Source organism: Barnesiella sp. (assembly GCF_022723415.1).
GTDB lineage: Bacteria > Bacteroidota > Bacteroidia > Bacteroidales > Barnesiellaceae > Barnesiella > Barnesiella intestinihominis.
Window position 1 is genome coordinate 21,973 of the sequence record NZ_JAIJHU010000027.1, and the last position, 19,605, is coordinate 41,577.

Annotated in this window: 20 protein-coding genes and 1 tRNA gene; 13 read left to right on the top strand and 8 right to left on the bottom strand. The window is 44.6% G+C overall.

Annotated elements, in window-relative coordinates; genetic code table 11:
* Positions 1 to 40 precede the first annotated feature (40 nt).
* The 5 genes from QVD32_RS07025 to prmC all read right to left on the bottom strand — a co-directional run bounded on the left by QVD32_RS07025 (position 41) and on the right by prmC (position 3,411).
* A complete protein-coding gene (locus tag QVD32_RS07025) occupies positions 41 to 463 on the bottom strand; it encodes an SRPBCC family protein (protein WP_021892311.1) in 423 nt (140 codons plus the stop codon).
* Complete coding sequence (gene pyrE, locus QVD32_RS07030; RefSeq protein WP_008862394.1) at positions 460 to 1,116, bottom strand: orotate phosphoribosyltransferase; 657 nt, start codon at positions 1,114 to 1,116, stop codon at positions 460 to 462. The genes QVD32_RS07025 and pyrE overlap by 4 nt, the downstream gene beginning before the upstream one ends.
* A gap of 282 nt (positions 1,117 to 1,398) precedes the next feature.
* Positions 1,399 to 2,094, bottom strand: coding sequence for a ComF family protein (locus QVD32_RS07035; RefSeq protein ID WP_021892310.1), 696 nt, complete (start codon positions 2,092 to 2,094; stop codon positions 1,399 to 1,401).
* Positions 2,091 to 2,558, bottom strand: coding sequence for a regulatory protein RecX (locus QVD32_RS07040; RefSeq protein WP_118687526.1), 468 nt, complete (start codon positions 2,556 to 2,558; stop codon positions 2,091 to 2,093). Before QVD32_RS07040 ends, QVD32_RS07035 begins: the two co-directional genes overlap by 4 nt.
* Entirely contained in the window at positions 2,551 to 3,411 is an 861-nt protein-coding gene (gene prmC, locus QVD32_RS07045; protein WP_195242206.1) for a peptide chain release factor N(5)-glutamine methyltransferase, read from the bottom strand. Before prmC ends, QVD32_RS07040 begins: the two co-directional genes overlap by 8 nt.
* 120 nt (positions 3,412 to 3,531) lie before the next feature.
* On the opposite strand from prmC, the gene ribD reads away from it, so the two are divergent.
* From ribD to QVD32_RS07090, 9 genes are all read left to right on the top strand, one after another.
* Positions 3,532 to 4,587, top strand: coding sequence for a bifunctional diaminohydroxyphosphoribosylaminopyrimidine deaminase/5-amino-6-(5-phosphoribosylamino)uracil reductase RibD (gene ribD / locus QVD32_RS07050; protein WP_021892307.1), 1,056 nt, complete (start codon positions 3,532 to 3,534; stop codon positions 4,585 to 4,587).
* 207 nt (positions 4,588 to 4,794) lie between these two features.
* Entirely contained in the window at positions 4,795 to 6,285 is a 1,491-nt protein-coding gene (locus QVD32_RS07055) for a DUF6242 domain-containing protein (RefSeq protein WP_021892306.1), read from the top strand.
* An 81-nt stretch (positions 6,286 to 6,366) separates the two neighbouring features.
* Complete coding sequence (porG, locus tag QVD32_RS07060) at positions 6,367 to 7,041, top strand: type IX secretion system protein PorG (protein WP_008862388.1); 675 nt, start codon at positions 6,367 to 6,369, stop codon at positions 7,039 to 7,041.
* A gap of 7 nt (positions 7,042 to 7,048) precedes the next feature.
* Positions 7,049 to 7,786, top strand: a complete 738-nt coding sequence (gene uppS / locus QVD32_RS07065) for an undecaprenyl pyrophosphate synthase (RefSeq protein ID WP_008862387.1) — start codon at positions 7,049 to 7,051, stop codon at positions 7,784 to 7,786.
* Positions 7,787 to 7,819: 33 nt separating this feature from the next.
* A complete protein-coding gene (locus QVD32_RS07070) occupies positions 7,820 to 10,453 on the top strand; it encodes a BamA/OMP85 family outer membrane protein (protein WP_118687534.1) in 2,634 nt (877 codons plus the stop codon).
* Between the two features lie 145 nt (positions 10,454 to 10,598).
* Entirely contained in the window at positions 10,599 to 11,114 is a 516-nt protein-coding gene (locus QVD32_RS07075; RefSeq protein ID WP_008862385.1) for an OmpH/Skp family outer membrane protein, read from the top strand.
* 58 nt (positions 11,115 to 11,172) lie between these two features.
* Positions 11,173 to 11,688: an OmpH/Skp family outer membrane protein gene (locus QVD32_RS07080; protein WP_008862384.1), complete on the top strand. Its 516-nt coding sequence runs from the start codon at positions 11,173 to 11,175 to the stop codon at positions 11,686 to 11,688.
* Between the two features lie 76 nt (positions 11,689 to 11,764).
* Positions 11,765 to 12,610, top strand: a complete 846-nt coding sequence (murI, locus tag QVD32_RS07085; RefSeq protein ID WP_021892304.1) for a glutamate racemase — start codon at positions 11,765 to 11,767, stop codon at positions 12,608 to 12,610.
* A 17-nt stretch (positions 12,611 to 12,627) separates the two neighbouring features.
* Positions 12,628 to 13,152: a S4 domain-containing protein gene (locus QVD32_RS07090; RefSeq protein WP_021892303.1), complete on the top strand. Its 525-nt coding sequence runs from the start codon at positions 12,628 to 12,630 to the stop codon at positions 13,150 to 13,152.
* A gap of 854 nt (positions 13,153 to 14,006) precedes the next feature.
* On the opposite strand, the gene QVD32_RS07095 is transcribed toward QVD32_RS07090, so the two are convergent.
* The 3 genes from QVD32_RS07095 to QVD32_RS07105 all read right to left on the bottom strand — a co-directional run bounded on the left by QVD32_RS07095 (position 14,007) and on the right by QVD32_RS07105 (position 17,626).
* A complete protein-coding gene (locus QVD32_RS07095) occupies positions 14,007 to 15,044 on the bottom strand; it encodes a YeiH family protein (RefSeq protein WP_021892302.1) in 1,038 nt (345 codons plus the stop codon).
* A gap of 259 nt (positions 15,045 to 15,303) precedes the next feature.
* Entirely contained in the window at positions 15,304 to 15,822 is a 519-nt protein-coding gene (locus tag QVD32_RS07100) for a gamma carbonic anhydrase family protein (protein ID WP_008862380.1), read from the bottom strand.
* Positions 15,823 to 15,847: 25 nt separating this feature from the next.
* Positions 15,848 to 17,626, bottom strand: coding sequence for an aminopeptidase P family protein (locus tag QVD32_RS07105; RefSeq protein ID WP_021890944.1), 1,779 nt, complete (start codon positions 17,624 to 17,626; stop codon positions 15,848 to 15,850).
* Between the two features lie 254 nt (positions 17,627 to 17,880).
* On the opposite strand from QVD32_RS07105, the gene rpsU reads away from it, so the two are divergent.
* The 4 genes from rpsU to QVD32_RS07125 all read left to right on the top strand — a co-directional run bounded on the left by rpsU (position 17,881) and on the right by QVD32_RS07125 (position 19,596).
* Positions 17,881 to 18,072: a 30S ribosomal protein S21 gene (gene rpsU, locus QVD32_RS07110; protein WP_008862378.1), complete on the top strand. Its 192-nt coding sequence runs from the start codon at positions 17,881 to 17,883 to the stop codon at positions 18,070 to 18,072.
* 78 nt (positions 18,073 to 18,150) lie between these two features.
* Positions 18,151 to 19,032: a tyrosine-type recombinase/integrase gene (locus QVD32_RS07115; RefSeq protein WP_008862377.1), complete on the top strand. Its 882-nt coding sequence runs from the start codon at positions 18,151 to 18,153 to the stop codon at positions 19,030 to 19,032.
* Between the two features lie 13 nt (positions 19,033 to 19,045).
* Entirely contained in the window at positions 19,046 to 19,348 is a 303-nt protein-coding gene (gene hpf / locus QVD32_RS07120; protein WP_008862376.1) for a ribosome hibernation-promoting factor, HPF/YfiA family, read from the top strand.
* 165 nt (positions 19,349 to 19,513) lie between these two features.
* Positions 19,514 to 19,596, top strand: a tRNA-Tyr gene (locus tag QVD32_RS07125).
* The last annotated feature ends 9 nt before the right edge of the window (positions 19,597 to 19,605 follow it).

A 19,605-nucleotide genomic window follows, 5' to 3' on the forward strand; every position in this document is an offset into this window, starting at 1 on the left:
GTACGTTTTTGTTGTCAGATGAAAAGATTAAAATAACTTTTTATTCGTAGGGCAATATGACAAGCATATCGGCCATTTTATCAACCCCTTCCTGCAATGGCTTGGAGACCATCGGTTTGATGAAAGGGTTAAGTTCCGCTTTGACCGTGATACGCGATGCCGTTTCATTTTCTCCGGTTGAGACCAACTGTATCCACAGATTGAGAGGAAGCGGGGAGTTTTCGGCTTCGAACTTTATCGTTTTATTGGGTTCCCGATCTATGATTCTGAAAGTGATAGATCCTATGGGGCTCACTTCGATAGAGAGGCTGTCCTTGTCGTAACCTGTAATTTTCAGCTTTTCGTTTCCGGGAGCATTCAAGGCTCCTTTGAACCTTTCGAGGTTGGAGAGGTCGGAAAGCAATTCAAAGACCCGCTCGGAGGAGTGGGCTATTCGTACCGTTTTACTTTCGAAACTTGTCATACCGAAGGCGTGTTGTTATTGGGACCTTGCCAGCTTGCCGGGTCTTTACGCCATTCCTGCAATGTTTCAAGGTCTTCGGGTTTGATATAGTTGGTTTCCAATGCGGTTTCGAGCATTGCATTATAGTTGCTCAATGTAATCAATTCGACTTGTGCCGATTTGAATTTGCGGGCTGCTACGGGGAATCCATAGGTGAAGATGGCGGCCATACCGATTACTTCGCAGCCTGCGTTTCGTATGGCTTCGACTGCTTTTAAGCTACTGCCTCCGGTAGAGATGAGGTCTTCGATGACAACCACTTTTTGACCGGGTTTTAAATTCCCTTCGATGAGGTTTTCCAAACCGTGGTCTTTCGGTGCGGAGCGTACATAAACATAAGGTAATCCTAAGGTTTCGGCGACAAGCGCCCCTTGTGCGATTGCTCCGGTGGCTACACCTGCAATGGCATCTACTTCGCCGAAGTTTTCCATAATTACCCGGCAGAGCTCTACTTTAATAAACGTCCTGACTTCGGGGTAGGAGAGTGTTCTGCGATTGTCGGTATATATGGGCGAGTTCCAGCCCGATGCCCAAACGAAAGGATTTTCGGGTTGTAGTTTGATAGCACTGATTTTTAATAGTTTTTCAGCAAGTAATCGTTCTACCGTTTTCATGACGAATAATGTTTAGAATATTTAAAACACAAAGGTAAGAAAAATAGCAGATAAACGGTCGAATGGCAGGTGAAAAATATGAAAATATTTAGACGCTATTTTAAATTTATAGAGAAATAATATTATCATTGCAAGCAGGTATGTTCCGGCCATATTGGCCCCTGTCTGGCATTTTGAATCCCTTGATTTTTGTCAATAGCCCGCTATTGACTGCCTATTTCGGACTCCAATCTGCTTCAACATAGGTCTCAATCTGTCTCGGAATAAATTTAAAACAGCTTCTTATAGTACCGCAGCGAGTGTGAGACAGCTGATTCGGGGCTTCCCGTGAAGATAGAGCGCCTGTGCGCAAGCCAGAAGAGTCGCGCCTGTGGTTACAACGTCGTCGACTAACAGGATATGCTTGTCGGATAAATCGAGTTCTGAGTCCGTTTCGTAAGCGGTGCGGGTGTCCAGCCAGCGTTCGTAGATATTTTTTCCGGTTTGCGATTTAGTGTTTTGGGAGTGGTATAACCATTCTGTGCAGACTTCGATTCCGGTGACTTGTTCGATTCCCCGAGCAATCCATTCGCTTTGATTGTATCCTCTGCGGCGTAATTTCGCCGGATGCAAGGGGACGGGAACCAACGCGTTTATGTCGTCGAAAAATCCGCTGTGCAGCAGTTCGTTCGCGTAAATTTTCCCTAAGGTGAAACCGCATTGTTTTCCTCCGTGGTATTTGATGTGGTGTATGAGTTGCCGGGCATCGCTCGGCGTGGAGAAAAAGAAAAATGCCGCACATTTTTCAATGGGAACTTTCCCGAGAAAAAGTTGTGCCATCGGGCTGAGCGGGTCGAGGTGATAACCGGTGCGCGGTAATCGATGCAAACAGGTGGTGCAAATGTTTTCTTCATTTCTGTTCAACGCCCGTTGGCAGACCGGGCAGAGCCGGGGAAAGAACAAATCGATGAAATCTTTGAGGAACGGGGGCGTTTTCATGATTCGATTCCTTTAAGGATGTGAAAAACTAATTCGGTTTCGAACCCTCGGGATGCGGCGAAACGAAGTAATTTGGAGCGTCGAATCTCGACATCTTCGTCGTGAATCGAACGAGATTTCTTTTCGAGCAGGTCGACGAGACGGGTCGTGTATGCTTCCTCATCGATGAGAGATAAGGCATTGACGATGTCACTATTCCCGATTCGTTTCTGTTGCAGGGCATAGCGGATTTTTATTCGTCCCCACCCGGAAAAACGGAATTTGTCTTTGGCGAAAGCAATGGCGTATCTTTCTTCATCGATGAATCTTTCTTGCACGAGTCGTTCGACGATTGTTCGGGCATCCGGTTCTCCGATACCCCATCGGGAGAGCTTTTCCCGTATGTCGGCTATACAGTGTTCCGATGAAGAGCAGAGGGCGGCCGCTCGGTGGAGGGCTTCGGGCGGAGTTAGTGTTTTAGCCATGTCGTATGGGTTTTATAGCAGAAACGAATCGATTTTTCTCATACAGGTCTTTGATGACTCTGATGTGCTTGTATCCCGCTGTTTCCAACATGCGGGCACATGCTTCGCCTTGTGTCTCGTTGATTTCGAAGTAGAGCTTGCCTCCGGGGGATAAAAGCCGAACACTGTCCATAGCTATTTTTTCATAGAACAGAAGAGGACTTTCGTTCGGGACGAACAGGGCTATATGAGGTTCGTATTCCAGCACATTGGCACTCATGGACCGGCTCTCGCATCGGCGGATATAGGGCGGGTTACTGACGATGATGTCTAATGATTCCTCTGGTAGTTCTGATACATCGTAACGGAGAATATCCCGTTGAAAGAAGTTTACATGGGCATTGTGTTTTCGGGCGTTACACTGTGCAATTTCCAAAGCCTCTGTCGAGATGTCCCATGCCTCGATCTTGCTGTCGGGCAACGAGAGCGCAAGAGTAACGGCAATACAACCGCTTCCGGTTCCCAAATCGGCTATGCGCGAAGGTTGACCGGAGTTTTCCGTTATAACGAGTCTTGTCAATTCTTCTGTTTCGGGGCGGGGAATGAGAGCTCCGGGGGCAATATCGAAACGTCGCCCGCAAAAATCGGTATATCCCAAAATGTATTGAATGGGTTCTTGCTGCGAGAGCCTGTCGGTTATACGTTCGATTTTACGGTGTATATCCTCGGATAAAATCGTATCTTTGTGCAGCAGAATATCGGTGGGGGTATAGCCGCACAGGGTTTCGAAAATCATTCGGGTGAATCCGATGATTTCCCCGGGAGGATAGATTTCTCCCAGTTTGCGCCGTAACAGATCGATACTTTGTTGCATGGGTAGGTCGATATTTGTAAATCCATGCAAAGTTAAGAAACTGTTTTGATTTTTGGGAATAGATATTTCGTGCAGAAAAACTACACCGATCAAATCGGGCTTTAATTAAAAAATCGGAATATGGATAAAACAGATATGGATGCCGTTTTCATGCGACGTTGTTTGCAGTTGGCTTCTCTGGGTCGAGGACACGTGTCACCCAATCCGATGGTGGGTGCGGTCGTCGTACATCGGGGGCAAATTATAGGAGAGGGGTATCATCGGTGTTACGGTCAACCGCATGCCGAGGTGAATGCCATAAATTCGGTGCGGGATGCAGGACTGTTGCCGGAATGTACATTGTATGTTTCTTTGGAGCCTTGTTCTCATTACGGGAAAACTCCTCCTTGTGCCGACTTGATTGTCCAAAAGAAGATACCGAGGGTCGTTGTCGGCTGCCTCGATCCGTTCCCGAAGGTGTCGGGGCAAGGTGTCGCCCGGTTGCGGGAGGCCGGTGTAGAAGTTGTCACTGGGGTATTGGAAGAAGAATGTAAGGCTTTGAACCGAACTTTTATGACCTGCCAAATCGATGAGCGTCCTTTCGTCACTTTGAAGTGGGCGCAGAGTCGGGACGGTTATATCGACCGGATTCGGAAACCGGGGGAACCTGCCATTCGGATTTCGGACGATGTTTCGTCTGTGTGGGTACATCGTTTGCGGGCCGAAGCAGATGCCATATTGGTGGGGACGAACACGGCAGTTGCCGATAATCCGTCGCTGACTACCCGTTTGTGGTACGGGCGTTCACCTTTGCGAATCGTTCTCGACGAACATGCCCGCGTTCCGTCTGGTTCGCACGTGTTTACAGATGGATTGCCTTCGCTTGTTATTACGGCGAAGGATATTGTTTATCCGGTTTTACCCGATTCTGTCGAAGTTATTCGCCTCCCTTTCGGGAAAGATTTAATACCCGGTTTGTTGAACGAACTATACCGTCGACGCATACAACATCTTTTGGTAGAAGGGGGAGCTGTATTGTTACAGTCATTTTTAGATTCGGGATATTGGGACGAAACGAGAGTAGAAACCGGGCCGATGTTTCTGGGAAATGGAATTGTCGCGCCAGTCGTAAAGGGTATGCTTGTGCGCTCTGAATATTGTGGCGAAGCAAAAATAGACTGGTATGAAAATAGGTAAAAACAGATTATTTGCCGTGTCAATTATTCGGTTCGTCTAAAATGAAACGGCTCTCTCTTTTTTTATTTATTTTTGAACTGGGAAATCGATGTATATGAATCGGTTTATCCATAAATAATTATAATTATCGGTGTTTGTAGTGTACAAAGAAAAAAATGTTGCTAAATTTGCCGATTGTAACTGCAAACCTGTAACTCATATCAGTTAATGAAGAAGCAAAAAATATATTTTTTTCTGTGTATAGCGGCTTTATTTTTATCCGGCATTTCGTGTAATTCGACCGAAGATGATGTTATATCGTATACTGTATCGGAGAGCGTACGGGTTTCCGGTTTTTCTTTGGCGGCCAATGACTCGGTGTTAGCTCATTTAGATACGATATTTTTTACGATAGACTTGAATAAAGGCCAGATTTATAATGCCGATTCTTTACCTGTCGGAACCGATGTTTCCGCATTGATTGCGAATATCTCGTTCGATAACGTCGCACAGGCTAAGATTTATATGGACAAAGGCGATCCTGCCAAGAACGATACGATAGACTATATAGCCAATCCTACCGATTCTATCGATTTTACGTCGAAAGTTTCGTTGGAGGTGACGGCTCAAAACGGTACGACCGTGAAGTGGTATTCCGTTAAGGTAAATGTCCATCAAATCGACCCCGACTCATTGTATTGGAATACCATGTTCGGCGTTCGGCCTTTACCGTGTGGCAGTCAAGCAACGGTCGATGCGCAAAAAGCCGTTTATTATAAAGGGAAAGTTCAATCTTTCATAGTCTCTAATTCGACTTGTACATTATATACGGCGGAAGATCCTTATGCCGATGACTGGACACCGCAGCCTTTGTCGTTATCGTTTACACCTGATTTGAAATCTTTACAAGCTACCGATGAGGCTTTGTATATGCTTTCGCAAACCGGTGAGCTATATCGGTCGGAAAATGGTGTAGAGTGGACTTCGACCGGGCAAACGTTTTATTCGTTGGTAGGAACGTGGAAGTCGAGGCTGTTGGGTGTCGTGTCGGAGAACGGTGTTTATAAACACGATTGCTATCCTCGTCCTGCTGGATTTGTACCTTATCCGACAGCTGCTAATTTCCCCATTACGGGCAGTAGCCCTATGGTGACATTCGTGTCGGAGTATGATTTGGATTCTCCCCAGTCCATTATGGTGGGCGGACGAATGGCCGACGATAATCTGACCGGTGCGACATGGGGATATGACGGTGAGGCTTGGGCTCAATTACAAGGCTCGATAAAACCTTGCGAGGGAGCCATTCTGTTCCCGTATTTTACTTTTACGACCAGTGAGTACTGGATAACGACGCAATACACATCGTGGATTGTGATCGGGGGACGCGAGGCTGCCGGGGTAGCCGATTCGGTATATGTTTCGGTAAATAACGGCAATACATGGAGCAAGGCTCCTCAGTCGTTGGCTATGCCTACCTATATCAATCCGCGGGCTTTTGCTTCGGTGATGGTTGTCGATGCGGACTTTACCTCTCGGAGCGCGGCTTCGTTGTGGAAGTTTATGCCTATTCGGAGGGTTCCGGCTATGTCGGTTGCTCGTACGAGCGATTACCAGATTCCTTATATTTATATATTCGGAGGGGAAAATAACTCCGGTGATATTTATAATGAAATATGGCGAGGAGCAATCGGTAGGTTGAGATATCCGCCGATACCATAATGAGTGTGTTTTGAAGAAAAAAGATACTTTTCATCGGTTTATTTCGTTTTATGTATGTAGGCTCGTAAAAATGGCACACGCATGAAAAAAATAATTCCGATTATAGTGATAATAATGAGTAGTACAGCTGTTTTATCTGCACAGGATTTCCGTTATGATGCGGGGATAGCGGGTGGAATAAGTTGTTATATGGGCGATGCCAATCAGGTTTCGCCGTGGCATCGGCCGGGTGCTGCGATAAGCGGAGTGTTCCGTTTTTTGTTGAATTATCGGTGGGCTGTAAAGACCGATATTTCAGCCATGCAGTTTTCAGGCGATACCCGTGATTTTGACAATCGTTTCCCAAACGGAAGTGATTACTCGTTTGAGAGTTGGCAATATCGGTTGGGAGGACAGATAGAATTCAATTTCTTTAATTATGGAATGGGATATTCTTATCTGGGAACGAAACGGCTTTCTCCATATTTGTTGGCGGGGGTGGGAGTAGGATATTCGACTGTCGGAGGCGGTTATGTGAGTTTCGATGCTTCTTTGGGAGCCGGGGTTAAATATAAAATAGCTCCGAGATGGAATATAAGTTTGGAGTTTGCCATGCACAAAACGTTGGGAGACAGTTTCGACGGAAAGGCACTCGCAGATCCTTACCATATAGAAAGCAGTGTGCTGAAAAATACGGATTGGTTTTCGACGACTTTGTTTTCAATCACGTATGAATTCGGCCGTAAAAAAGAAATTTGTAACAACGATAATCGTTGAAAGAGGAATGACTTACGTAGAGCAGATAAATCTAACTCGTGTGCCCAAACACATTGCCATTATTATGGACGGCAACGGGCGTTGGGCTAAGGAGCGAGGGCTGGATCGTTCGGAGGGACATCGCAAAGGTCTTGATGTCGTTCATGAGATAACGGATGCAGCAGCCGAAGTAGGGGTGCAATACCTTACTTTATATGCTTTTTCGACGGAAAATTGGAATCGTCCGCAAGCGGAAGTCGATGCTCTTATGGCTTTGGTCGTTTTTGGCATAGAGCGGGAAACTCCCGGAATGGTAGAGAAGGGAGTCCGTTTGTCGGTTATCGGCGATTTGGACCGCTTGCCATCTGATGTGAAAGCACGGTTATTGAAATGTATTCGTGATACGTCGGGAGGTGAGCGTATTGTTTTGAACTTGGCGTTGAGCTATTCTTCCCGATGGGAAATCGCTCGCGCGGCCCGGTGTATCGCACAGGAGGTTCAAAAGGGTAGATTGTCGGTGGACGACATTACGGAAACGACAGTCGATGAGTTTATGACAACTGTGAATATGCCTAATCCCGATTTGTTAATTAGGACGGGAGGAGAAATACGACTCAGTAACTTTTTGTTGTGGCAACTCTCGTATGCCGAATTTTATTTTACAGAAGAATACTGGCCCGATTTTACCGGCGAAAGCCTTTATAGAGCCATTGTCGAATATCAAGCCAGAGAACGTCGTTTCGGAAAAACGAGCGAACAACTATAAATGAAGAAAAAGAGATTGAAAATGCGATATTATATGCCTTTGAAAAGTTTGGCTGTTTTTTTGTTTTTGTCTTTTTGTGTGCAAGTTGTGACCGCACAGAATGAAGAGAAACTCGATACGATATATAATCCGAAGGTCGTTTATTCGGCCATTCCGCAGAAATATGAGATTGCCGGTATCACGGTTACCGGGGCTCCCAATTATGAGGATTATGTATTGATAGGTTACTCTGGGTTGGAAGTAGGACAGGTTATCGAAATACCCGGTAATGCCATTACCGAGGCAGCCAAAAAATTTTGGAGGCAAGGTTTGTTTTCCGATGTCGTGATTAAGTGGACGAAGGCCTATGGCAATAAGGCATGGCTCGAAATACAATTAAAACAACAACCGCGTATTTCGGAAATAAATTACCACGGGATTAAGAAAAGTGAGCGGGAAGATTTGGAAATGCGCTTGGGGTTGGTCAAGGGAAACCAGATAACTCCCAATATAGTGGATCGTGCCACGACGATTATCAAAAAACATTTCGAGGAAAAGGGTTTTAAGAATGCAGAGGTGAACATAAAACAGACCGATGACCTGACCCATGAGAACGAGGTGATCGTCGATATTTATGTGGATAAGAAAGAGAAAGTTAAGGTCCATAAGATATATATAGACGGGAACGAGGTTTTGTCGGATAGGAAAATAAAATGGGCTATGAAAAAAACCAATGAAAAGGGTAATTTGCTTCATTTGTTCCGAACGAAAAAGTTTGTCGAAGAGAATTATAAGAACGATAAAAATCTGATTATCGAGAAATATAACGAGTTGGGATACAGGGATGCCGCTATCGTAAACGACAGTGTGGTGCGGTATAACGATAAAACGGTAGATGTTTACCTGACAATCGATGAAGGAAAGAAATATTATATCCGAAATATAGACTGGGTAGGCAATACGATTTATCCGTCGGATTATCTTTCGGCTGTATTGGGTATGAAGCTGGGCGATGTTTATAATCAGAAAATGCTGAACAAGCGAACAATGGAAGATGAAGATGCGGTTGCCAATTTATATATGGACAGAGGATACCTTTTCTTCCAGTTGGTTCCTATCGAGGGCAATGTGCTGAACGACTCCATCGATTTGGAGATTCGTTTGTTCGAAGGTCCGCAGGCCCGTATCAACAAGGTTGTCATCAATGGTAACGACCGTTTGTATGAGCATGTTATACGTCGGGAGTTGCGTACGAAACCGGGAGAGTTGTTCAGTAAATCGGACTTGATGCGTTCTGCTCGTGAAATAGCTCAAACTGGGCATTTCGATCCTGAGACAATGGATATAAAACCGGAACCGAACGAAGAAAACGGTACTGTCGATTTGGTTTATAATCTCGAATCGAAAGCCAACGACCAAATCGAATTTTCGGCCGGTTGGGGGCAGACGGGTGTTATCGGAAAACTTAGTTTGAAGTTTACGAATTTCTCCATCAAGAATTTGCTCAACCCTAAATCGTTTAAAGGTATCATTCCGCAGGGCGACGGGCAAACGTTTACGATCAGTGCGCAAACGAATGCACGTTATTATCAGCAGTATAGTATTTCGTTTTATGATCCGTGGTTCGGAGGAAAACGTCCGAACTCGTTCCAGTTCTCGGCTTATTATAGCCGTCAGACCGGTATCGAAAGTTCTTTTTTGAGCCGAAGCTACAACAGTTTATACAATAATTCTTTGTATGGAGGTTACTGGGGAAACAGCTACTTGGGTAACTCTTATTATGACGATTATTATCAAAATGCTTATGAAAATGCCTTAGACCCGAACAAGTCTTTGCAGATGATCGGGGTTTCCTTCGGATTCGGGAAACGTTTGGAGTGGCCCGATGACTATTTTACTTTTATGGCAGAATTGGGCTATCAGGCATATATTCTTAAAAATTGGGAGTATCTGTACTATATGCAGAACGGTACTTCTCACAGTTTTACGTTGGGATTGACGCTGGGTAGAAGTTCGATAGATAATCCCATTTATACACGTCGAGGTTCTCAATTTACGTTATCGGCTCAATTTACTCCTCCTTATTCATTATTCTCTAAGAAAGATTACAAGAGCCTCTATGAAAGTTCGTCGAGAGCCGACCGAGAAGAGTTATATCGCTGGATAGAATATTATAAAATAAAATTCAAGAGCCGTGTATATACCCCGTTGAATAACTCCGAAAAATATACACTTGTGCTTATGGGACGTGCCGATTTCGGATTGTTGGGGTCGTATAACAAGTATAAGCAAACGCCTTTCGAAACATTCCATGTGGGTGGCGACGGTATGACCGGGTCTTATACATATGCTACGGAAACAATCGGGTTGAGGGGCTATGATAACGGTGCTCTTACGCCCTATTCCGACGGTCGGGCTTATACCCGGTTCTCGATGGAGTTGCACTTCCCGTTCTTGTTGCAGCCTTCGTCTACGATATATGGTTTAGCTTTTGTCGAGGGCGGTAATGCGTGGACATCGCTCGAAAACTTCAATCCTTTCTCTCTGAAACGTTCGGCCGGAGTGGGCGTTCGTATCTTCTTGCCGATGATCGGATTGATGGGTATCGATTGGGCTTATGGTTTCGATAAAGTACAAGGAGAGAAAGGGGGTGGCCATTTCCACTTTATCTTAGGTCAGGAATTTTAATTTGTGAAAAAACAGATACGTTTGTGTTAAATGCTCTAAAAGGATAGCGCGATTTGGTAGAATCGCGCTATCTTTATTTTTTAGAAAGTGTTTTATGTTATATGGTTTATTGAAACGGGAATGTTTAATTAAATAGAATAACGATATGAAAAGAATAGTTCTTTTTGCGATGGCGGTACTAGCTTTTACTGCGTCGTCGGTAGCTCAGAAGTATGCTTTGGTCGATATGGAATATATACTCAAAAATATTCCTTCGTACGAAATGGCCAACGAACAGTTGAACCAAGTGTCTCAACGTTGGCAAAAAGAGTGTGACGACAAGGCGGCCGAAGCTAAAACAATGTATAAAAACTATCAATCGGATTTGGTATTTCTTACCGAGGAAATGAAGGTAAAACGAGAAGAGGAAATCCGTGATAAGGAGACGGAAGTCGTTGAATTGCGCCGTAAGTATTTCGGCCCTGAGGGCGAGTTGTTCAAAAAGCGCGAAAGTCTTATGAAGCCTATTCAAGACGATATTTATAATGCCATTAAGAAGATTTCGGAAGATAAAGGCTACATGATGGTTATCGATAGAGCTTCTTCTCCGAATATTATTTTTGCGTCGCCGAAGATAGATATTAGTAATGAAGTGCTCACAAAGTTAGGATATTCAAAATAAATGCTTACTTTTGTGCCATTATTCATAACTTACAGTATAGAAACAAAAAAATTATAGTATGATTAAGAAATTTCTTTTCGCCGCAGTGTGCATTTGCTCTTTGAGTTTTGTATCACAAGCGCAACAAGCCCTTAAATTCGGTACCGTTAACTCTCAGGAGATTTTTATGTTGATGCCAGAGAAGGCAACCGCCGAGCAAACTCTTCAAGATATTAATAAGAAATATGAAGATGAGTTTGTAAAAATTCAAGAAGAGTTCACGAAGAAGTATAAAGAGTATATGGCATTGGGCGATACGATTCCCGAGACGATACGTGCTCGTCGTATGCAGGAGGTTCAAGATTCCCAATCTCGTATCGAGAGTTTCCGGGAAATGGCGTCTCAGGATATTCAAAAACAACAAGAAGCTCTTTTCGCTCCTATTCAACAGAAGTTGATGGATGCCATTAAGTCGGTAGGGGCAGAGGGTAAATTTACTTATATTTTTGATTTGGCTTATCCTATCGTTATTTATCAGGGAGCACCCAGTGAAGATGTGACTCCGTTGGTGAAAGCGAAATTGGGATTGAAATAATTATTCCCTCGTCGAGGGGTTGCGAAAAGGATGATAAGAACGTTATCATCCTTTTTCCATATTTATACTTCTAATAATGGATGCGACAAAAATACCTACGAATGTAGGTTCCATCGGAATTTTCGATTCGGGATACGGAGGTCTTACTATTCTCGAACAGGTGCGTAAAGGCCTGCCTCGATATGATTATCTCTATTTGGGGGATAATGCGCGGGCTCCTTATGGTACGAGGTCGTTCGAGATCGTATATGAATTTACTAAGCAGGCTGTATTTCATCTTTTCGACGAGGGATGCTCTTTGGTTATTTTGGCTTGCAATACGGCTTCGGCAAAGGCACTTCGTAGTATCCAGCAAAAAGATTTGCCTCGTCTCGCTCCCGATAAACGGGTTTTGGGGGTTATTCGTCCGACGGTCGAGTCGCTTTCCGAACTGTCGCGTACGGGGCATATCGGGATTTTGGCTACACCGGGTACGATACAGTCGGGCTCCTATGAGTTGGAGATAAAGAAGATGTATCCCGAATTCGTGGTATACGGACAGTCATGTCCCATGTGGGTTCCGTTGGTGGAGAACAACGAAGCACAAGGGAGGGGAGCCGATTATTTTGTTAAGAAATATATCGACGAACTTTTGTCGCAGTCCGATGAAATCGATACGATAGTATTGGGGTGTACCCATTATCCGTTGTTACTCGACAAAATTAGGGCCTATCTTCCTCCGTCTATTTCGGTAGTCTTGCAAGGTCCTTTGGTGACCGACAGGTTGGACGATTACTTGAAACGGCATCCTGAGATAGAGAGTCGTTGCTCGAAAGGGGGAGGTTGCCGCTATCTGACGACGGAATCGCCTCGAAAGTTTTCCGAGGCAGCGACCCTGTTTTTGAATGAGCCGGTAGAGGCTGAGCATATAGTGTTGGGATAAAATATAGAGTTTTGATTATGGCAAAGAAAGTGATACGATCGGATATTCGGGTCAATAAGTACATTAGTGATTCGGGATTTTGTTCCCGTCGGGAAGCCGATAAAATGATCGCCGACGAGCGGGTGACTATCAACGGCGAGTTGGCTACGTTGGGTAGTCGGGTGGCCGAAGGCGATAAAGTGAAAATAGACGGGGAACCGTTGCATTTTATCCCTATGGAACAGCGAGAGTATAAATTGCGCCGTTACGGTTCTTCTCGTAAAGAAAAACTATCGGGAGCTGAAAATCCCAAGGTTGAAAAGACGCAACGAGGAAGACGAGAGAGATTTGCCAGTGGACAGGAGGAACTTCGTCCGAATCGTCGTTCCAAAAATTCGATGGTGAAGAAGTCCGATGAGGCTTCGCATCAAGGAAGAAAGCCGAAGACTTATGCTCCGAAAAAAGTCGTGAAGGAAGGCGAGGAAAAGAGTAAGAATAGAACCCGAACCAAGTTGGTTCCGGGAAAATCCTCTTCTGGTAATGTGAAAAAGAAAATTAAGTAGTTGAGAATGTTTTTTTGAGGAGATGTTAAATGACAATGGGCTGAATCGTAGATGTATCTTTTTTATAACCCCACTCCTCGAAATGGTTGTTTCTCCGGTATCTTCACTATACTGCTTACGCAGCACCCCGCAATGCTCCGGAAGACGGTAGGGGAGAAGGGATATGTCCGATATAAACCGACTGATGAGATGTCGTTTTCAACCCCTCCGTCACTACGTGCCACCTCCCCTATATTTTGCGTTGCAAAACACAGGGGAGGAGTTTCAGATTCCCACTCCAAAGCGATATGTAATCATTTGTTGTTCTAAATATCGATATTCTCACTTTTCAAAAAAAATAAAGGTGGAATGTGAAATGTCCTATGATGTTGTGAGAGTAGGGGGAGGGGATTGAAAGTGTCGCTTTGAACAGCCTTTTATCTCTTTGGAACTTTGAGGGTATTCTCCTTCTCCCTTGTGCTGCGAAGTGAATAGGGGGAATGCCCGCCGGGCAAAGGGGTTAAACCCTCAATCGAAAATCTTATGAAATCTTTTTTAACCTCTCTCCAAAGAGAACAGGAACGAAGTATTCGATAAAAGATTCATCGTTAAAATTCAAATCTACTCCCTCGAATTTTCTATTGAATTGGGTTTAGTATGACACTATCGGTGTTAACCTCCTCCTCTGTGTTTTGCAACGCAAAATATAGGGGAGGTGGCACGTAGAGACGGAGGGGTTAAAAAATACCGGCAGTGGAGTTGACAGAGTCGGGGCTCCTCTCTTTTTGCTCGTCATAGATGAGATACGGGGAATACCCGCAGGGCGAGAGAGCAAATTTACGATTCAGCCCGTTGTCGTTTGAAATGATTATGATTTATGCTAACCATTTGACGAGCAGATAACCTCCTCCCAACAGCCATATATACAATATGGCCGCTAAAAGAAATGGTTTGGCTCCTGCTTGTTTGAATTTTTCGAAATTGGTTTCGGCTCCCAAAGCTGTCATGGCCATTGTGAGCATAAAGGTGTCTAGGCTATTGATTCCGTCTACTACTGGAACGGGAAGCCAATCGAACGAATTGAATCCGATAACGGCAAGGAAACCGAATGCGAACCAGGGAATGGTGATTTTTCCTCGTTGAGTGGCGGTTGTATTTTTGTCTCCTTTGACTGCTTTTACGGCTCGACGGGCTAAGGCAAAACTCATGATGAGTAAAACCGGGGCAAGGAGCATGACTCGAATCATTTTTACGATGATTGCCGAGTCGGAAATCTCTTTCCCCATCGCGTTACCCGCCCCTACCACGTGGGCTACTTCGTGTAAGGTAGAGCCTGTGTAGAGTCCCATTTGCTCGGGTGTGAGGTCGAATACTCCGGCTCGGTAAAGAATGGGATAAATGAACATCGAGAGCGTGCCGAAAATGACAACCGTCGAGACAGCAACTGCTGTTTTATGGGGTTCGCTTTTTACTACCGGTTCTGCACCCAAAACAGCAGCGGCTCCACAGATGGCGCTACCTGTGGCAGTGAGCAGGGCGAGGTCATTGTCCATATTCAACAGTTTCCCCACCAAGATACCCAATAGAATGGTGCAGGTGACGATAATCACGTCGATGAGTATGGCCGAGGCTCCTATGGCGATAACGCTTTGGAAGGTCAGCCGGAAGCCGTAGAGGACGATACCGGCACGAAGTACTTGTTTCGAGCAGAATTTTATGCCCGGAACCCATGTCTCGGGCAATCGGTTACGCAGGCTGTTGGCGTAGAGCATACCCAGTATGATACCTACGATGAGGGGGCTGAGTGACAGATTTTTTATAAATTGGAATTCTGCAATGTAAAAGGCGGAGAATGAAAAAAGTACAATCAACAGAATACCGTGGAGGACATTTCCTTGTTTTTCGCTGAACATATCAAAATGAATTAAATTGTTTTTTATAATCGAGTCGGGGAAAATTTGCCGTTTGACACAGTTAATGCGGAATGCGATATATGTTCATTCCGGGTGTCGTTTCCCTTTTCGGACGCAAAGGTAGAGATTTCATTTCGAATATGGGATTTCTTTGTGGTTATCGGTTATAACCATAGGTTATTTCGATCATTGTACCGTGTTATCAAAAGACAAAGGGACTGCTAATCGGCAGTCCCTTTGCACGATGATTACGGAAAGACTATTCTTCCTCGTACCACTTGGAATACATCAGGTAGTTTTTGGCGATTTTTTGATTGATCTCTTTCGATTGTTCGGGGTCCACCATTTTGATGAATTTGGCCGGTGTTCCGCCCCAAAGCTCACCCGGTTTGATGACTGTCTTGCTCAACACAACCGATCCGGCGGCAACGATGGCTCCTTCGCCTACGACAGCATGGTCGAGAATTACCGAGCCCATGCCTACGAGGGCTCCGTCGTGTATGGTAGCTCCGTGTATGGTAACGTTGTGTCCGATGGATACGTCATCGCCGATTTCGATGGTGGATTTTTCGTATAGGGTATGTAATACCGATCCGTCTTGAATGTTAACCCGGTTGCCGATACGAATAGAATTGACATCGCCTCGCAAGATGGCTCCGAACCAGATACTACATTCGTCGCCGATAACGGTATCGCCGATGAGTACTGCATTATCGGCGAGGAAACAGTCTTTACCGACTTTCGGGGTAAATCCCCGTACTGATTTTATAAGTGCCATGATTAGTTTATAATTTTATCTTGAATTAAATTGCTGTTGTTTTGCGGTGTAACCATTGTTGTTCTTCCTCGTCGAGCATCGGACTTAATCGGTCATAGACCATTTCGTGATAGCTGTTGAGCCACTCGATTTCTTTCTCGGTCATGATAGAAATATCGAGAGCCTCGGTATCGAAGGGGAAAAGGGTAAGAGTCTCGAACCGGTAAAACATGCCGAATTCATTTTCGTAATCGGGCACTGTCAAGACTAAATTTTCACAACGTATGCCATATTCGCCGGTACGGTATAATCCCGGTTCGTTAGAGGTAATCATGCCCGGCATGAGAGGCGTGGGATTTTCTTCGAGGCGTATGTTTTGCGGTCCCTCGTGGACATTGAGGAAATGCCCGACTCCGTGACCAGTCCCGTGCAAGTAGTTGAGGTGATCGTCCCATAGGAAATGGCGGGCGAGGGCATCGAGTTGGGCTCCGCGCGTACCTTGTGGATAATGGCAGGTGGCGAGAGCGATGTGCCCTTTCATTACCAGTGTGAAGTCTCGTTTTTGGCGAGGAGACAGATTGCCTAACGATACGGTGCGAGTGATGTCGGTAGTTCCGTCGAGATATTGCGCCCCTGAGTCGATGAGCAGAAATCCCTTGCGAGAAATGATCGCATTGCTTTCGGGTGTAGCCGAGTAATGGACAATGGCCCCATGCTCGTTGAATCCGGCGATAGTGGCGAAACTTTCTCCTACATAAAGACTTTGTTGCGAGCGGAACTCTCGCAGTTTCTCGGCAACTGTTATTTCGGTTACTTTGCCGCTGTCGATATTTTTTTCTAACCAACGGAAGAATCTAACCAATGCTACACCGTCGCGTATCATTGCCTCGCGTGTCCCGGCGAGCTGAGTCTCGTTTTTGATGCTTTTCAGTAGAGCGATAGGCGATTGGCCCGATACGGGTATGGCATGCAGCTTATTTAATAAGGTGTAATTGATTTTGTTGGTGTCTACGAATACTTTTTTCTCTGCCGGTAGAGCTGCTACGAAGTCGAAAATGTTTTCATAGGGCATTATTTCTACGCTATTTTTTTGCAGGTATTGGCAGACCGTATCGTTGATTTTGGCTTTGTCGATAAAAAGAATACGCCGGGAGTCGTCTATGTATGCATAGCAAATGACGACCGGGTTGCATTCTACGTCGGTTCCCCGTATGTTAAATGCCCAAGCAATTTCGTCCAATGCTGCCAATAACAGAGCAGCGGCTCCTGCTTGGCGTACTTGCTCCATAATTCGGGCCATTTTATCCGAGATAGATTCTCCGCTGTACTTTTCATCGTGAATAAAGGCTTCGTTTTTGGGGATCGATGGGCGTTTTTCCCAAATGGAGTCGAACGGAGTGAAATCGGATACGAATCGGAAGCCGTGGCTCTCGAAGTTTTGTTTCATCGCAGCGGCTTTCGATGCCCCGAACAATGTGCCGTCGATGGCGATGGTCGCACCTTGCGGTAGAGTGGTCAGCAGCCATTGCTCGATGGTGGGAGTGTCGGGCAGTCCTTCTTTAAAAAGTTCGAACCCGGAATCTTCCAGTTGTTGAGCAGCTTGGAGAAAGTACCGCGAGTCGGTCCATAATCCGGCTTGATTGGTTGTGACGACCGCAGTTCCAGCCGATCCGTCGAATCCGGAAATCCAAGTTCGTGCCGCCCAATGGCTGGCATAGTATTCGCTTTGATGCGGGTCGGTTCCCGGTATGATGAAAGCTGTAATACCGGCTTTGCCCATTTCGTCACGCAGGGCTTTGAGTCGGGGTAATGTCGATTTACTCATAATCTGAATGTTTAGAGTTATTGTCGATAAATATTTATCAACCGTGTGTAAAGGTAACGATATTTAGTAAAATAAGAAGATAAAAGGCTGTGAAAATATTGGAATAGAAAGATGGATATAATCGTGCCGATTTTGTGTAAAATTTATTTTCGAGTATATTTTAGCGGTCGAAAGTTTTGTTAATCACAAAACAATCTATAATTTTGCACCGCAATTTATTCAAAAGAAACAAATAAACTAATTTCTAAATAATTATGATTATAGTTCCAGTAAAAGAAGGCGAAAACATCGAGAAGGCTTTGAAAAAATTCAAACGGAAATTTGAAAAAACAGGTGTAGTTAAGGAATTGCGTAACCGTCAGGCATTTGAAAAACCATCTGTTACGAACCGCAAAAAAATGATGCGTGCTATCTACATTCAGAAACTTCAACAGATAGAAGATTAATTTTTTTGTTGTTGGCAAATATTGGATTTTTCAAGAATTTCCTTTATATTCGTAGCGTAAGTTAAAAGCTACGAGAATATGCCGATCGAATCGTTTTTAGAATATATCCGGTATGAGAAGAATCTTTCTACTCATACCGTATTGTCATATAGAAACGATTTGTTTCAGTTTAAAAAGTTCCTTGAAACCGAGTGTGATGGTATTGAGATGCAAAAGGTAACCTCCGATTGTATTCGTGAATGGGTGGCTCTTTTGTCGGAAGGAGGAATGTCGGCTCGTAGTATTTGCCGTAAGATTTCTTCTTTGAGGGCTTTTTACCGCTATCTTGTGGTGCAATCGGATATTCAGGAAAGCCCTGTGAAAAATATTCCTTTGCCTAAGGTACATAAGAAAATGCCGGTTTATCTTCGGCAGGACTCCATGAATGAGCTTTTGGACGATGTGTCGTATGGCGAAGGTTTCGAGGCGGTCCGTAACAAACTTATTATCGCTATGCTTTATCATACGGGTATGCGCCGAGCCGAATTGATAGGGTTGAGGGATACCGATGTGCGTGAAGGAGAGATAAAGGTGACGGGAAAAAGGAATAAACAGAGGCTGATTCCGTACGGAGAGGAATTGTCGCAGATGATTGCCGGTTATCGGCAGGCTCGTAAAGAGTCGTGTGGAGATGATTGTGGCTTCTTTTTCGTTCGGGAAAATGGGGAACCGTTATATCCGCAGTTAGTTTATCGGGTAGTCAATGGGTCTTTGTCGAAAGTTTGTTCGCTCGATAAAAGAAGTCCGCATGTATTGCGTCATACATTCGCGTCGGCCATGCTGAATAACGGGGCAACTCTCAATAGTGTCAAGGAACTGCTCGGACATCATTCATTAGCTTCAACCGAGGTATATACACATATAACGTTTGAAGAACTAAAACAAAGTTATAACCAGGCTTTCCCGAAAAGAAAGTCATAAAAAAGGAGGAAATATGGAAATCCGTATTCAAGCGATTCATTTCGATGCATCAGAAAAGTTGGAAAAGTTTATTCAGAAAAAAGTTTCTAAATTAGAACAATATTACGATGGGATTATAGCCGTCGAAGTTTCTTTGAAAGTGGTAAAACCGGAAACGGCACAGAACAAAGAGGCTGGAATTAAGGTTCTTGTTCCGAGAAATGAGGATATGTTTTCCTGCAAGGTTGCCGATACCTTTGAAGAGGCGGTCGATATGGCTGTCGAGGCTCTCGTTAAGCAGCTTCTGAAAACCAAAGAAAAGATGCGTGAAAAGTAAAAAAAATGTACTGATATTTTTGTAATTTAAAATTAATGCCTAAATTTGCACCCGTTTCTCACCGACTCAATCTTTGATAAACGGGTGCATTCTTCTGAAAAGGAAAGATGTGTGTGGTAGAGGGGGGTGAGATGTAAATTTAAGGTCTTGTAAAGGCTAATATAAGGGCAAATACCAGAGTGGCCAAATGGGGCAGACTGTAAATCTGCTGGCTTACGCCTTCGGTGGTTCGAATCCATCTTTGCCCACAAAAAAAT